The organism is Rhizobium sp. R711 (assembly GCF_002211365.1).
Lineage (GTDB): Bacteria > Pseudomonadota > Alphaproteobacteria > Rhizobiales > Rhizobiaceae > Rhizobium.
The window spans coordinates 1-15,432 of the sequence record NZ_LOKZ01000014.1 but is presented as its reverse complement, the minus strand read 5'-3'; the positions used below and the strand labels follow the sequence as shown (position 1 = coordinate 15,432).

Sequence of the window (15,432 nt, the reverse complement as noted above, 5' to 3'; positions counted from 1 at the left end):
TACCCAGATATACCAATTTCCATCGCTGTTATGCCAGCTTTTTGCCAACCGTCTTGCCTCGGTAACAATCCGGTCATAGCCTGAGCCAAGCGCTGTTCTGTCCACCCGGGAGCGAACATGTTTGATGACGCTTTGATCGACGCTCGACTACCTGTTTTGTCGGACGTCGCGATCCGGCAGGTCTTCGATGAAATTGACGCCAACGGATTTTCTTGTATCCCAAACTACATCCATGCCGAGGACCTGAGCCGAATGCAGGACTTCGTAGCCATGGCAGTTGCTCGTTCTCAAAACGAATATGTCGTTTTGCGCGGAAGCGACGCCGTCCTTGGCAGTGGCATGGATGAACTGGCAACGTCGGCGCAGTTTACCAGCATTTTCTCGCGCCTTTACGAGCTCGCCTTCGGCAATAACGCCCCGCAAGTGACGTTTTACCAGATTTTGCGCTGCCTTACAGGCAAGGGTGCGGCCCGCAATTCGCTTATATTTCACTATGATTCTTATCTGATTACCGGCCTCATTCCGGTGACGATACCAGCGACGGGCAACAAAGGTGATCTTCTGCTTTTTCCCAATACGAGGAAAGTGAGAGCTTTTTATGCGACCAACCTGTTCGACAAACTCTTGCTCGACAATCGCATAACGCAGGCCATCCTGCGCGTTCTCGCGCGGTCGCGAAATACACCCTTCGTCAGAGTTCAGATGGTTCCGGGAAACCTGTACTTGTTCTGGGGTTACAGAAGCATTCACACGAACGAACCCTGCGCTCCAGACAAGGTGCGCGCCACGGCCCTCTTTCACTTCGCCGATCCCCATGCTGCCAGTTCCCTCAAGGCAAGCTTGCGCGCATCTTGAGCATTCGCCGCTTTGTCAATAAGGCAGTTGGCCTTCGTAGAGTCGCGATCCCGCGTTCATGACTTCCGTTTCGCGGCGGGCATGTAAGGACGACTGTTTTGCCTTCATTTCCGTGAGCAGCACATGCTGTTAGCGGCCGGGTCGTCCCGTCGCTCGTAACTTTGATTTTGGGTTCTCGAAAAGAGATCTTCGCAGCGGCGCTTGGATCCGATCATCTCTTTTCAAGCCACGACGGTGCCGGTGGAACTTTCCTTCCCGGCCACGGTTCAGTGCGCACTTCAACAAGAAGGAGATGCCAGATGGCTGGAAAGAAAACACATGAGCAACAGCTTCGCGTCATTGAAAAGCGCGTCGATACGGCAAATGCCGGCAAAAAATTCGACACGGAGCTCGACCTCAAGAAATCAAACGCAGAACGCGAAAGAGAGAAAAAGAGCCAGGGACTGAGGTCGCATGCAGAGGTCCAGGACAAGGAGCGGAACATGCTCAGGGGTGTCAACCAGGAAAGCAGGCACAGCAAACACCGCGGCTCCTAGCTGTTCCGTGTTGCAGACGAAAAGGAGATCGACGTGACCAAATCGAGAACGACGACGGATCACGACCATATTCGTGCATGGGCCGAGGCACGCAACGGCCATCCTGCCCGCGTAAAAGGCACAACCGACGGTGGACTGCTGCGCATTGATTTCGGGACCCCGGAAGACAACCTCGAGGAAATCGCCTGGGATGAATTCTTCGAAATCTTCGACCGCAACAAGCTTGCGTTTCTCTATCAGGACAAGACGTCGAGCGGTGACGAAAGCAGGTTCAACAAATTCGTCGATCGCAAGCAGGCAGAGCAGTCCTCGTGACCGTCGAGACATGCCAAGGACCAAGTCCCTTCGATCGTGATCACTGCGAGGACCAAGGCACCGACGGCTGAGGCGGCGGCTCAACAGCCGGTGCCGTCAGCAGAAACGCGTTGCGCACAGCTTCGGCTTTTACCGCGTGCTGTACCTCATTTGACGCAGGCGCAGCAACCGGTCTTCGCCGGAAACGCACTCCCCAGGCTCAGGCTGCCCACAGCCAGCAGCGCATTCACATCGCCACGCGATCGCAAGACGATCACGCGATCTGCGCCGTTTTCATTTCAAGCCTGCACGGTGATCACCGCCAGACATTGAAGTGGGTCTGCATATATTCGATGCATCGCCGATTTGCTTCGCCACGACCGGCACCCTCGATCGTCGCCTTGTAAAGCGACGAAACCTCATGGGCGTCCGTCGAGTACGGCTCGGTAAGCCCGTCGGGCAGGTAAATCGGGATGCCCTTCAATGCAAGCATACCGGAGAGCCAGTAATCATCGACCGCCCAAAGGACTTTCGGGATGTCATAGGCAATGTCATCGAAGAACTCGGGCCGGACGACAACGCCGCCGAGCCCCTGCAGGATATCGACGTAACCACCCTTGGCCACGAGGCTTGGCATCGGGCGCAGCCGATCGGCGCGAAAGACCTTCCTTGCAACCTTATAATGAAGCCGACGGGCTCGAAGCTTCAGGGTCAACTTTCGTTTGAGCACTGCCTTTGGCAAGAACGGCGTCGATCTTGCAAACTCGCTCGGGACATCCTTGCCGATCAAAGCGACGCATTCGCTGGGGCGTTGCTTCTGTGCGGCAAATAGCCGAGACGCCCAATCGGGCGAGAAGACCTTGTCGTCGTCACAAAATAGGATTTGGGCTCCCTTGCCACGAAGCTCGCGGGCAGCAAAAAGCACCTTGGAGGCCGGCCCGATGTCCTCTTCGGGCCGCACGATCGTAACACCGTCAGGAACGGCCGGAAGCGAGCCGTCATAGTCGGGAAACCGACGATAGTGTTTCGGAATGTAAAGACGGATTTCGTTGATCGGGCCGATCTGCTTCGTCAGGCTGTTAAGGGTCGGCGCGAGTTTGTCGAAACGTGGCGGAATGCTTGAAAGGGATATGATACGCAATGCTGATTGCTCGAAAGGATTATCCATAATGTCGGCTGCTTGCAGCTGATGCCATTGTCAGTTGTGAAAAGTCAATAACGCGCCCGCCACACTGAACTCAAAATGACGGCCGGTGGCATGCGGGTAACAGATCGCGCTCGTTCCTCGATACTAATCTCGTCCGCAATCTCCACGGTCGTCGAACGTGGGGGAGACATTAACCCTCCTTTGCAGAAACACCACAGTTCATCTTCGCGACTACATACGTTTACGGCGGCCTACTATCGACCGTCTGCGGCTGCCGGCGCATATCATTTGATGGGATAGAATGTGTCATTAGCCCTTCTTGATGGGCGCAGCCACTTTATTAGATTGCGATATAAAGCTAAATGCTCTATAGATGTCATATGAAATCTATTTGGAGAGCGATATGAGAGTTAGTCGAGCTCAGGCAGAGGCAAATCGTGAAGCGGTCATCAATGCCGCAAGCCGGCTCTTCCGGGAGCATGGCTTCGACGGCATCGGGCTCAAGGAATTGATGAAAGGTGCAGGCCTCACTCAAGGCGGGTTCTACAAGCAGTTCCAGTCAAAGGACGACCTTGCCGCCCTGGCATCGAGGCGAGCCATGGAAAGCGCAACGCGCAGGTGGTCGACGGTTGCAGCGAAAGGACGAGACCCCTTCCAGGCGGTTGTCGACCTCTACCTTTCGACTGGTCACCGGGGAGAAACAGGCGATGGATGTCCGCTTGCAGCGCTTGGCTCAGATGCGGCGCGCCAGAGCGAGGAAGTGCGAACTCCATTCCAGGACGGCATTGAAGCTCATCTTCAGATTCTCGATGAATTGATCCCCGCGTCGGAGGCCTCAAAGCCTTACGACAAGGCCATGGCTGTCCTCTCTCTCATGGTGGGCGCCGTAACGATCTCGCGCATCATGACCGACGAAGGAATGTCGCAGCGCATCCTCGAAGCGGCCGCTGATGCGGTCAAGCGAATTGCGAGCTGCGCCGAAGAAGAATGAGACGTCGGTCCTGGAAATATCGTGTCTTTTGCACACAAACCACTGCCTTCCAGAGCGACCATTACGCTAACCTCGGCCGGTCGCCCGGCCTATGAAAAGATTGATCATTGGAGAACGCATGCGTCGGATCGTTATCACAGGCATGGGTGCCGTCAGCCCGCTCGGAGCCAACGTATCGACATCCTGGGCTCGGCTGCTCGCCGGCCGCTCGGGGATTGGCGCTCTCGCAGACGACGTCGTTGGGGATCTGCCCGCAAAGATCGGTGGCGCCGTTCCGTCCCTGGAAGAAGATCCTGAGGGCGGCTTCGACCCGAATATCGTGCTTGCTGCGAAGGATCAGCGCAAAGTCGACCGCTTTATAATCTTTGCACTGGCGGCCGCCCAGGAGGCCCTCACGCAAGCTGGCTGGAGACCGGTATCGGAGGTGGACCGTGTGCGCACCGCGACGATCATCGCCTCCGGGATCGGCGGATTTCCGGCCATAACCGAGGCGGTACGGACTGTCGATCAGCGAGGTCCCCGCCGCTTGTCGCCATTCACGATTCCGTCGTTCCTGGTGAACCTGGCGGCGGGCCAGATTTCGATCCGTCACGGTTTCAAGGGTCCTCTCGGCGCACCGGTTACTGCCTGCGCGGCAGGTATACAGGCGATTGGCGATGCGGCGCGCCTCATCCGCGCAAATGAGGCAGACATCGCCGTGTGCGGTGGGACGGAAGCATGCATGAACGTTGTCAGTCTCGGCGGTTTCGCAGCCGCTCGGTCCTTGTCCACCGGCTTCAACGATAAGCCGGACCAAGCCTCGCGTCCCTTCGACATGTTGCGTGACGGCTTTGTCATGGGCGAAGGTGCCGGCATCCTGGTCATCGAATCGCTGAGCCATGCGCTTGCCCGCGGCGCCAAGCCGCTCGCCGAACTCGTCGGTTACGGAACGACCGCGGACGCTCACCACGTCACCTCCGGGCCCGAAGACGGAGACGGCGCACGCCGAGCTATGGAGATCGCGATTGCCCAGGCGGGTATTTCGCCCGGTGAAATCCGCCATCTCAATGCGCATGCGACATCCACGCCGGTCGGCGACCTCGGCGAGATCAATGCCATAAAGAGTGTCTTTGGCGCCAATTCCTCGATAGCAGTCAGCGGCACGAAATCGGCGACCGGTCACCTGCTTGGCGCCGCCGGCGGACTTGAGGCGATCTTCACGATCCTGGCTCTGAAGGACCAGGTGGCGCCGCCAACCCTTAATCTTAACACCCCAGATCCGGCCGCGGATGGCATAGATTTCGTGGCGAACAAGGCCCGGCCAATGCAGACCGATTACGCGATTTCCAATGGTTTCGGCTTCGGAGGCGTCAATGCCAGCGCAATATTCCGGCGCTGGACGGACAAACTGCCTGGCACTTGAGCCGCGGCGCTCGCGACGGACAGGCTCAAACAGCAACGTGAACGGGGATTGGCGTTGACTGCAGCCCGAGACATCGTCGAGCTCAAGCAAAGGATCACCGTGATCGATGTCGGGCGCGGCGGTGGAAATGCTGCAGCAACATGATCGCCGAGGTCTTCACTCGGCCGACTTCCTTGCTGCAAATACCGATGCTCAAGCACTCGCCCTAAAGGCATCCAGCATCGTCCAGTTCGGCGCAAATGTCACCGAAGGCTTGCCTGTGTGTGAAGCACCCTCGTCCGCCTCTCGCCCCACCTTATGCCCTGCGATGACGAACCAGCACTGATCTCTTTTGCTACTTCATCGCTTGCTCCTAAGCCACGAGTGGTTCGTCAAATCTCATTAATCGACCGGCATTTGCAAGCACCAACAATGTACTGACATTGTGTAGAAGCGCTGCGATGACGGCGCCGGCGGCCCCGAAAACGCCAAATCCAGCCAGGGAGACGATCGCGACCGTCCAGCCGAGACCGATTATGACATTGGTTTTCAAGGTGCGACGACATAGCCTGCTGAGACGAATGCATGTCCCGAGCCGCCGCAAATCGCTGCCAATCAAGATGATGTCCGAGGATGCAAGTGCAATATCAGCTCCACCTGCGCCCATCGCGATGCCGACGGCACCAGCCTTGAGTGCCAGGGAATCGTTGATCCCGTCTCCGACGACAAGCGGCCTGAAACCGCTTTTGGTCTCGTTCATCACGCGCTGCAGCTTGTCGGCCGGTAGCATCTGGGCGGCAACCTCAGCTATTCCTATTTCGCGTGCCAGGGCGTCAGCGACCGATTGACGGTCACCGGTGAGCAGAAGCTGCCGGTTGAGACCGAGGTCCCGCAATTCCGACAGCGCCGCTTTAGCCTCCGGTTTGGTCGTGTCCGTCAAGAGAAGCCAGGCGACAAACTGTTGAGCGACGGACAAGCCCGCAATTGGACCATCGTGCCTCGGAACAGGGGGCAAAGGCACGCCCAGGCGTGCAAACAGCTCCGGGCGACCGAGGGCGGCTTCTCCGTGCTCCGTGACCGCGACAACGCCGAGCCCTTGTAGCTCCCTGACGTTCATCAGGGAATAAAAGCGCTCATGCGCCGTGAGCGACGCAAGGGCTCTGCTGACCGGGTGGCTGCTGGCCGCTCCCAAAGATGCTGCCAACGCCAGGACGGTCTCCTGATCGAGATCCCGTGTTGGCCTGATCTCATGCAGGCGAAGCCTCCCGTAGGTCAGGGTCCCGGTCTTGTCTATGACGACGGACGTCAGATCAGCGAGCTCTTCCAGAAAAGCCGAGCTGCGGATGAGAATGCCGTGGCGCGCAGCGACAGCTATGCCCGCAATCGCCGTTGCCGGTGCCGACAAGACCAACGCGCAGGGACAGGCTGCGACCAGGATCGCAAGCATGATCTGGTCATTGTTGGTCAGGAGCCAGGCAATGGCCGCGACGGTCAGCACGAACCCGAGATATTGCTGGGCATAACGCTCGAGCAGCCGGGTGATCGGCGGCTTTGAGTTTTCCGCGCGCTGCATCAAGGCAATGACCCTTCCAAGCGTGGAATCCTCGCCAGTCCTTGTGACCTCGACGTGAAGAAGACCATCCAGATTGATTGCGCCGCCGAAGACGTCCACGCCGATTGAAGCCTCACGTGGTAACGATTCTCCGGTGATCGGCGCGGTGTCCAGGCTCGCTTGTCCTTGGATCACGCGGCCGTCGGCGGGGATGCGATCTCCGGCCCTGACCTCCACCACATCGCCAGGATTGAGCAGGAGGTTTTCGACCTCGCGCGTCTCACCGCTCGCAGTAAGCAATCGGGCGCGGCTACGGGTCAAACGGGCCAAGGCGTCCATCGCCTCTTTCGATCCGATGACGCTCCGCTCCTCAAGCACATGTCCGAATATCATGATGATCGGAAGAAGGGCGGCGGTCAGCAGGTCTCCTGTCGCCCAAGCAGCCAGCATCGCAAGAGCGATCAGCTGATCGGTGACGCCGTGCAGGCTTGGATGGCGCAGACTGTGCCAGCCGGATCGTACGACCGGAACGGCGACGATCAACGACGCTGCCGCGAGCAAAAGCTCGCTCACTCCGTCCTCGTGGGGAACAAACCATCGCCAGCCGACCCCGAGAGCAAGCAGGCTCAAGGCGACCATTGCAAAGGTCAGTTGGACCGCGGCTGCTTGCTTTTCCGCGGCCGTAAGCAGGCCGGTCCTCAATAGGTCGCCATGATGATGCGAATGGCCGTGAGAGCCGTGAAAGTGGGGCGTCGATATGCTCACTTGTCCGCTCCTTGCAGCATCAGGCGTGCATCGTCCCTGGGATCGATCGTGATGACCGAACCTGCCTGCGACAGGATCCTTGCGATACGATCTCTGTACAAACGCAGCGGAAGACCCGGATCACTGTCCGATCCCTTTTGCGCACTCGCAAGGCCGGTGATCGTGGCCGTGTCGGCCCGAGCCTTCGCCAGCCGCTCGCGGGATTGGGCGTCCGCCACCTGCACGATCCGGTCGGCGGCCTGATCGGCGGCCTGCTTGTCCTGTTCGGCGTCGTTCTGCGCGCCAGCAATCTCCTGTTCTGCCTGCTGGCTTGCCGTTAAGACCGCATCGAAGGCACTGACAGCCGCAGTCGGAAGCGCGGATTGTATATCGGCGCGGTCGACTGTAATGCCAAGGCTAACGCCCTTTGAAGCAAGCCCTCTCAGACTGGCATTGATGCTTTTGACCAGATCGGCACGTAGGCGCTCACGCCGTTCGGCAGCACCGCTTTCGGGAGCGACCAGTTCCGGGCGCGCGACCAGAATGCTGTCCAGGTCTCTGGACGCTGAGATCATGATGGCGCTGCGGGTGGCCAGGCGGTCCAGTGTCGGAAGGATATGCTGCTGCTGTAAGACGTAAGCGAACGGATCGGTCACTCTGTAAAAGACATCGATATCGAGGTGTACCACACTCGCATCGGCGGTGAGCAGATAGCCTGATCCGGCCAGGGCATCACTTTCGGTTGAAGCATCCGCGGCTCGCGGCTCGCCAGTTTGCCAACGATGCAATCCGTCGATCCTGCGCTCCAGAACGGTCGCTGCCGCGGGCACTAGCAAAACCTCCTCGAATGGCGCAGGCCAGGCCCATAGCAGACCTGAATCTTCCATGCGGTTCAGGCTACCTGTGCGAATGACAACGGCGCGATTATGCGGCGCGACCTCGCGGATATTGGATGTCGCCCAGGCGATTGCCGAAAGCACCATGATTGCAGACAGCGCCAAAGACACCAGATGAACGGCCTGATGCTGTGCCCCGGAATTCCTGCTCATTCCCGTCGGCATCTCTAATGCGCCCCGCTTGCCGGCAGTGTGCTCGGCGGTCCGTCGACCAATGCGCGGAAGGGTGCGGCATCGGTTCGCAACACAAGGCGTGTATTGGAATTGACGATCGTGCCGAGGGTGTCGAGAGAGCGGAGAAGCTCATAGAGCTCCGGTGCACTCTTATAGGCTGCTCCGTAAATTTGTGCCGCTTCGACGCGGGACCGGGCTTGCCTGTCTGCCGCCTTCACCGTCGCATCCGCCTCCAGGACCCTTGCGTCGCGTTCGGCTGCCGAACGGATCTCCGCGGCCTGGCGTTTACCAACAGCCGCCCGCTCGGTCGCTATGGTCTCCCGCTCGGCCCGCATGCGGTCGACGGTTGCGTCTAGCGTCACGGAGGGTAGCGTCAAGCGTTCGATACCGACACCAACCACCTGCAGACCATAGGTGTCGAGCAGTTGCTGCGCAATTTGGTCTTTGACCTGATTTTCCAAGGCGTCGATCCTGAGCTTTGCCGGATCGGCGTTGATAAGCGATGCCAAATCAAATCCACTTGCAGCCGTTTCCAGCGATGATCCAAGAAACGTACGGATTTGCTCGGCGGCCTGATCTGGCTCGTTCTGCACGGAGCGAACGAAGCGCTTGATCGCATCCGGGTCTGAGGGCACCTGCCAGATTGCGTAGGCCTGTGCGATAATTCGCAAGCCGTCCTTTGTGCCTACATCTTGTAGACCGCTCGATGTCGATTTGGCTCGTAGATCGACATTGATGGTCGTCTCGAATGGAACCGGAAGCCGCAAGGCGAGGCCTGGATCGACGAGGACGCGGCTCGGATTGCCGAATCTTGTGACAATAGTTGCTTCTCCAGACCTCACCTGCACGAGGCATGCGGCGATCAGAATGATCAACACGATCACGACCGCAATCATTACGCGATACCATCGAAATGAAATCGTCTCGTTGCGAATGTCGTCATGGGAGGGATGATCATGACCGTCATGGTCGGATCCCGGGTGTGCGTGTGAACCGGTCATGGGCTGGTTTCTTCCCGTTGGGGCAAAGGACTTGGCTGCGTGCTCGTATCAGGATCGCTGGGTAGCATCAGGCGCCTGAGGTCGAGGGTCGGAGCGGTATTTCCGCCGATCCGGTGATCGAGGACGAGGGCCTTCGAACGGGAGAGCCCGCTCGTCAGTTGATCGAAATACATCTCCGTCAAGAACGCTTTACCCGCGTCGCGATAGGCCGATTGCTCTGCCTGAAAACGCAGTCTGGCGACATCCGATGCCGCAATGTTTTGTCTGGCTGCCACTGTTGCGTTGTCCTCGGCGAGGCTGGCATTGAGTTGGGCTGTATTCTTTCGCTCCGCGGCCGTTCCCCGTTCGTGTGCAACCAGTGCCTCCGCCCGTATTTGCGCTGCCTGGACTTCGTGAAAGGCGTTCGAGGCGCCGGCTGGTGGATGAATTGCTTCGACGACGACCGCGAGGATTTCGACGCCGCTGTCCAGGCTGTCCATGTCCTTTTGAAGGGCAGAGCCGATATCGTGTGCCAGAGACAGCCGTCCCTTGCTCAGAACATCGTTGAGGGTGCGTCCGGCAAATTCATGCACAAGAATGTGGTTGGCGGCGCTCTCTATCAATGCAGGTAAATCGCCGATGCGATAGGCGGCCTTCATCGCCGCCTCGTCCGAAAGGCCGATTCTGTAGACAAATCGCACGTCCATGTCGACGATCTCAAAGCTCTGCCTGCTACCGCTATCGCTGGCGATGATCTGAGATTTCTCGCTGACATGTGAGCTGTCCCACAATCGATTGGAACTATCGGGCGCTGGGCCCTCGGCATCGGTGCGCGGTTCTTGGCTGGGGTTTGTACTGACGGACGTCGCCAGTTCATGGACAGTGCCATTTTCAACTGGAACGATGCGACCGAAAGGCCATGGAAAACCGATGTGAAGGCCTGGCTCAAGGATACGCTCGGCCCTGCCGAAGCGCTCGTAAACGCCGCGGCCAGTCATCGGAATTTCGCGGATGCCGCTTAGAACCCAACCAATGAGCGCGGTCGCAAGGACGATGGCTGGCGCTGTTTTTCGGATGAACGAAAAAGCCCAGACTTGCCGAAGGTCAATACCTGTTTTGGTGCGGAGCTCCGATTGGATGTCGACCCGAGGTTGAGGTGGCCATTGAAGACAACCGGCAAGAAGGCTGTCGACGATCAGTGCTGGCTCGCGCGCCTCACCTTGGGGACGAAATATCGAAACAGTCGCCCGCAGGAGGAGTTCCAATGCGACAAGAACAACAAAGCCGCCGGCAGCCGCCATGAACTTGGTGGACAGCGCCGATCCGCGCGCAGCCAGGAAAAGGCAAAAACAGGAAACAACGAGCGTGACGATGGGCACTCGCGCCATGTGCGAAATCGCTTTCGCCTCGGGCCATTCTGCGGCCTCGATCGCAGCAAACCGTCTCTCCGTCACCAGGAAAAGGAATGCGAAAGCCAGACAGATGGAGATGATGAAGATGGCGAATGCCCCAATCGTCACGTCATCGGCCGTCAAAGCCCAGTTGGTATAAACCATCAAACATGCAAGCAGGCTGAAAGAGGCGTCCAGGAGCGGGCGGGCGCCGATGTGCGACAGGAGCGATCCTGCCGCGCGCAGGACGCTCCCGGACCAACGTTCGATCCGATCCGGCTCCGTTGCCTCCTGCGACGTCCAGGGAGCTGTAACGAAAGCGATTAACCATTGCGCGAAGCCGCCGAGCGGCAGCCTGGCGATGCCGGCGGTCTTTCGACGCCATTCTGCAATGTCGTAGGCAGACCGGATGCCGGCACCAAACAAAATCAGGGCCGCGGCGTTGTTGCAAAAGAAAGTCACCCAAATAGTGCTTAGACTGAGCGCATTGGCAATCAGAGCGGCAAACAGAAACAATGCCGCAAGAAAGGCAATGCTCACGCCCTGACGTGCAAGGTCATGTGCCTGAGCCGCGGCAAGCTGGAAATTTGGCTGATCCTTCACGTGGGGAATTGGCGTGTCGGGAATTGTTTTTAGCATTTCTACGGTTTTCTCGCGCGCCGATCAGGGGGCATGTCTTAGAAACAGGCGCGCGCAGCCAAGGATCGCCGTACCGCCATCAATTCGGGTCGTTATTCGTCTCCGGCGCCTTTGAACCGTGAACTGATACGTTATTACGTATCGGCTCTGGATCTGCAAGCGTCTTGTGAGATCCGGACGAGAGTTGCTCGAAATGGCCGCCGCCGTGCCGAGGCGGCAGAAGGCTCGAGCGTGATTGGACCTTGCATGCACAGGAACGCCACGAATTCCAGGTATCTCGGCGGCATTGATCCCAACACCAGCGTCGAGCTCTGACGCTCTCGCGCGTGGTGCCGGATCGGGCATGCTGCCGGAAAGCAGGTACGCTTTAGGCCGGCCTCATCCCACGGTCCCTTGGTCGACATGGTGCGTCTGAGGCCCGCGGCGGGCTGTTTGGTCGCACCAAGCCGGGCCAGACAATCGCCATAGACTTCGGCACCGACCATGACGATCGGACGGTCGAGCGTACTTCCCTCGTAGCGGCGCTTGGACGCCTCCAGCATCCTCGTTATTAGGACCTAAAAGTGATGTCCTTTCCGTCTGTTTCCATTCTCTAAGACGGACACGGACCGCCGTGCAGCCGACAATAGAACTCGTTCCTCTCAAAAGCGCCAGCAACCGATTAGCTGGGGCACGAGCGGCCTCCGCGTGCTAAATGGTCAATCACTGGCCCCCCAATTCGCCGGCCCGCGAAACTCGATGCCATGGCGCTCGGCGAGTCGTAGAATTTCGGTCATCTGGTCCGGCATCCGCAGTGACTGGGCGGCCGCTTCGATGAAAAATTCCTCCATGCCGCCGGGCGTCAGGATGGTCAGATTGCGGCCGGGCGATGCCCCGACCACACGGAATGTATGCGCCACACCCCGCGGCAGAAAAATCGAGCTGCCTGGAGGAACCGCGACAACGGCGCCATCCAGCCAGAACTCGTAATTTCCCTCGATCACGTGGATCACCTCATCCTCGTTGTGGTGGATATGGACCGGCGGGCCGCCACCAGCGGGGACCATTCCTTCAAAAACTCCGACGATTCCGCCACTTTCATACCGTCCAACCGTGATGGTGTAAGTCGTGTCCATCCAAGTTACAGTGCGTGCTCGTTGTGCGTTGATGGTCATCGCAGTTCCCTTCCAAGGTCGTGTGGGCTAGTTTTGGTTGCGACGGTCCACCGCTAACGCTGAACACGCCCGCGGGGAAATCGAATGATCGTATAAGGGATATTGACGCCGTGAATTTCGCCGCCCTCGATCTGAACCTGTTGCGCGTATTTGACGCTATGATGACGGAACTTTCGACGGTGCGCGCGGGCGAACGCGTCGGCTTGTCCCAGCCAGCCGTCAGTTCGGCGCTTGGCAGGCTGCGCGCGATGCTCGACGACACGCTTTTCGTGCGGGAAGGCAATCGGATGATGCCGACCGCGCGCGCACTGGAACTGCGCGGGCCGATCCGAGGGGCGCTCGCCGGCATGGAAGAGGCGTTGGCGCTAGCGACCGTTTTCGATCCCGCCACATCCTCGCGGACCTTCGTTCTGGTCGGGTCCGACTATTTCTCGGCGCTGTTGATGCCACCCCTTGCGTCGCGCTTGGCCAAATCCGCATCCTCGATCACTCTGCAAATGGTCGACCACGCTTCATCCGATGGCTTCGAAGTGTTGAGCGACGGCAGAGCAGACATTGTCATCGACAGGGCGCTCACGCCGCCTGACTGGATCGAAAGCCGAAAACTGTTCCAATCGTGGCTCGTATGCATCGCAAGGCCAGGGCATCCGCTATTGGCCAGCAAGGGTATCCGCCCGGGACAAGCCATTCCCGCAGACATCTTCTGCACCATACCCCACGTCCTGCGTTCAGCCGACGGAAGCAAAATGGGCACCATCGATCCTGCGCTCGCGCGCCTTGGTCTGTCCCGACGCGTGATGGTCACCGTACCACACTTCCAGGCTGTTGCTCTTGCGGTTGAAGCGAGCGAAATGCTCGGAAGCATTCCGGTTCATTTCGCTCACATGCTGACTGACCGGCTGAAGCTCGATGTGTTCATGCCACCGATGGAGTCGCCAACAATGGACGTGACCATGTACTGGCCCCGCCGCTTTGATCGCGACCCAGGCAGTTCATGGCTGCGAAATCAGATTTGGGACGTGCTCTCGCGTGAAGTTATTGGAAGCCATTTGCGCCCGCAGACATGAATTTGGTCGCCTCGAAAGAGGGTTCTGGCGAAAATCGTCGAATGAGCTCGTGGACCATTGTTCTCCGCAATTTTGTAGGCCCCACCGCCGAACTCTCATCCTATGAATGACCAGATAATCGCGTAGCTTTTGGAGAGTGTTGCCGATGCAGTGGAAGACGGGCTGAAGAAGCAGCGAAAAGAGCTAGAAACCAGAATCGAGGCTCTTTGCGGCAAGTTCGCGATCCTTGAGCGGCAGCCGCACGGGCCATGGTCTTCTGCACTGGCACGGGCGACCTCGTGGCGAAGCGCGGGGCATCGGCTGAAAGTGCCGCCAGGCCGCCTATTCGAGCCTTGCCGGATTGGGGCGCCCGCGCGCCTTTCCCTTCGGCCGGCGCGGGCGCCATCCGTCAATGAAGCGGTCGTATTGCTTCTCGGCCTGCTCAGCGACGCGCATCTCCTGCTCGCGAAGTTTCTTGACATGGTAGGCGTAGGCGGGGCCGCGTTTGTCACCTTTTGTCTGCGGTCGGCCAGCTTGCAATTCCATACTGCGCGTCTTGTGGGCGACGAGGCTCGGTCGCGCCCAAAAGTAGTCCTTCTCCTTCGTCAGCATATGCCAGCATAACACCGTCCGCTTCCTTGGCGACCAGATGGCCGCGTCTGGCCCTGACCCGGACGAAGAAGGCGTGCATCGGCCCCGGCGCTTTCGCCGCCCATGCCGCCTCGAGCAGCATGGCGCGGGCGTGGCTACGGCCCATCTTGCTGATGCGTCCGTGATGCGCAGCGCCAAGTCCGGACTGGCGAACCCGCGGATTGAGGCCGAAGTAGCTGAGCAGCTTCTGCGGGCTCTTGAAGCGACTGATATCGCCGATGGCCGCCATCAGTCCGGTCGCCACGGTTGACGCCGGTTATCGTGAGCAGCCGCCTGACCGCCGGATGATCCATCGTCCTTCGGCGATTTGTCGATCGAGAACCGCAAGATCTTCACGCTACAGATCGGGCTAGCTGAGGATGACGCGCGGCTTGGCCAGCTCGGCAGTCGCGAGACCTCGACAAGCTTGTCAGGCACGGACGGGCGCGGTATGCGGGCGTCGCCGACGGACAGCTTCGCCTTTGAGATCGCGCAGCCTGATCACGCACGCCGCCTTGAAAAGCGTGCCGCAGGTTTCCATCAGACATCCAGCCCCCAGCATTGGTACGCTACCGTACTAAGTCTTTCAGACAACTTATCGAGAGTTGTTATCCGGCGCATGCTCAACTTGTTAAACGCTGCAGGAAACCCGGCGGCTGTGAGTCAACTCGCCAAACGCTTGTCGGACTGCAGTTACCAAGGGAGCGCACCATGTCTTTCAAGGATCCGAAGCTGCCACAGAATACCGCACGACGACATTTTCTGGGAGTGGCCGCAGCTGCCGGTGCTCGGCTTGCCAGCATCGCGGTCTTGGCGGCGGCAGTTTCCAAGTCTCCGGCGAGTGCGATGGGCCGGCGCTGGGGACGGGGTCACTCCGGTGGAGGCGGGAACGGCTCCGGTGGGCAGGGAGGTTCTGGTGGCGGTGACGGCGGCGCGCGGTGCTTCCTGCGCGGGACGGCGATCCTCACGGATTGCGGTGAAAAGCCTGTCGAGGATCTGCGCGTCGGCGACAATGTTGCCCT

General features: G+C 59.2%; 13 protein-coding genes and 1 pseudogene. 7 read left to right on the top strand and 7 right to left on the bottom strand.

The features are described 5' to 3' along the window. Positions 1-117 precede the first annotated feature (117 nt). The 3 genes from ATY80_RS29225 to ATY80_RS15870 all read left to right on the top strand — a co-directional run bounded on the left by ATY80_RS29225 (position 118) and on the right by ATY80_RS15870 (position 1,706). The gene (locus ATY80_RS29225; RefSeq protein ID WP_088693342.1) at positions 118-855 is read left to right on the top strand and encodes a hypothetical protein; all 738 of its coding nucleotides are present in this window, start codon (positions 118-120) and stop codon (positions 853-855) included. A gap of 299 nt (positions 856-1,154) precedes the next feature. Continuing rightward, positions 1,155-1,391, top strand: a complete 237-nt coding sequence (locus ATY80_RS15875) for a hypothetical protein (RefSeq protein ID WP_088693341.1) — start codon at positions 1,155-1,157, stop codon at positions 1,389-1,391. A 33-nt stretch (positions 1,392-1,424) separates the two neighbouring features. After that, on the top strand, positions 1,425-1,706 hold the full coding sequence (locus ATY80_RS15870; RefSeq protein WP_088693340.1) for a hypothetical protein: 282 nt from the start codon (positions 1,425-1,427) through the stop codon (positions 1,704-1,706). 295 nt (positions 1,707-2,001) lie between these two features. Here the strand turns inward: ATY80_RS15870 and ATY80_RS15865 are convergent, their stop codons facing one another. Continuing rightward, complete coding sequence (locus ATY80_RS15865; protein ID WP_088693399.1) at positions 2,002-2,826, bottom strand: glycosyltransferase family 2 protein; 825 nt, start codon at positions 2,824-2,826, stop codon at positions 2,002-2,004. Positions 2,827-3,235: 409 nt separating this feature from the next. Between ATY80_RS15865 and ATY80_RS15860 the strand changes: the two genes are divergently transcribed. Together ATY80_RS15860 and fabF are read left to right on the top strand one after the other, a co-directional pair. Beyond that, positions 3,236-3,823: a TetR/AcrR family transcriptional regulator gene (locus ATY80_RS15860; RefSeq protein ID WP_088693339.1), complete on the top strand. Its 588-nt coding sequence runs from the start codon at positions 3,236-3,238 to the stop codon at positions 3,821-3,823. 118 nt (positions 3,824-3,941) lie between these two features. Further along, positions 3,942-5,225: a beta-ketoacyl-ACP synthase II gene (fabF, locus tag ATY80_RS15855; RefSeq protein WP_088693338.1), complete on the top strand. Its 1,284-nt coding sequence runs from the start codon at positions 3,942-3,944 to the stop codon at positions 5,223-5,225. A gap of 352 nt (positions 5,226-5,577) precedes the next feature. Here fabF and ATY80_RS15850 read toward each other — a convergent pair whose 3' ends face one another. The 5 genes from ATY80_RS15850 to ATY80_RS15825 all read right to left on the bottom strand — a co-directional run bounded on the left by ATY80_RS15850 (position 5,578) and on the right by ATY80_RS15825 (position 12,734). Next, positions 5,578-7,521, bottom strand: coding sequence for a heavy metal translocating P-type ATPase (locus tag ATY80_RS15850; RefSeq protein ID WP_088693337.1), 1,944 nt, complete (start codon positions 7,519-7,521; stop codon positions 5,578-5,580). Next, positions 7,518-8,549, bottom strand: a complete 1,032-nt coding sequence (locus tag ATY80_RS15845; RefSeq protein ID WP_189637172.1) for a protease modulator HflK — start codon at positions 8,547-8,549, stop codon at positions 7,518-7,520. The genes ATY80_RS15850 and ATY80_RS15845 overlap by 4 nt, the downstream gene beginning before the upstream one ends. Before the next feature lie 14 nt (positions 8,550-8,563). Continuing rightward, positions 8,564-9,571 (bottom strand): protease modulator HflC, encoded by a 1,008-nt coding sequence (locus ATY80_RS15840; protein ID WP_088693335.1) that lies wholly within the window; start codon positions 9,569-9,571, stop codon positions 8,564-8,566. After that, on the bottom strand, positions 9,568-11,580 hold the full coding sequence (locus tag ATY80_RS15835; protein WP_088693334.1) for a protease modulator HflK: 2,013 nt from the start codon (positions 11,578-11,580) through the stop codon (positions 9,568-9,570). Before ATY80_RS15835 ends, ATY80_RS15840 begins: the two co-directional genes overlap by 4 nt. Before the next feature lie 698 nt (positions 11,581-12,278). Next, positions 12,279-12,734 carry a cupin domain-containing protein gene (locus ATY80_RS15825; protein WP_088693332.1) on the bottom strand — a complete coding sequence of 152 codons (456 nt, stop codon included), beginning with the start codon at positions 12,732-12,734 and terminating at the stop codon, positions 12,279-12,281. A 110-nt stretch (positions 12,735-12,844) separates the two neighbouring features. On the opposite strand from ATY80_RS15825, the gene ATY80_RS15820 reads away from it, so the two are divergent. Further along, on the top strand, positions 12,845-13,801 hold the full coding sequence (locus ATY80_RS15820) for a LysR family transcriptional regulator (protein WP_088693331.1): 957 nt from the start codon (positions 12,845-12,847) through the stop codon (positions 13,799-13,801). Between the two features lie 321 nt (positions 13,802-14,122). Here ATY80_RS15820 and ATY80_RS30145 read toward each other — a convergent pair. Further along, positions 14,123-14,765 (bottom strand): annotated as a pseudogene (locus ATY80_RS30145) (transposase); the annotation flags it as partial. A 356-nt stretch (positions 14,766-15,121) separates the two neighbouring features. On the opposite strand from ATY80_RS30145, the gene ATY80_RS15810 reads away from it, so the two are divergent. Further along, positions 15,122-15,432 (top strand): Hint domain-containing protein (locus ATY80_RS15810; protein ID WP_189637171.1); only part of this gene is annotated, 311 nt, incomplete at its 3' end.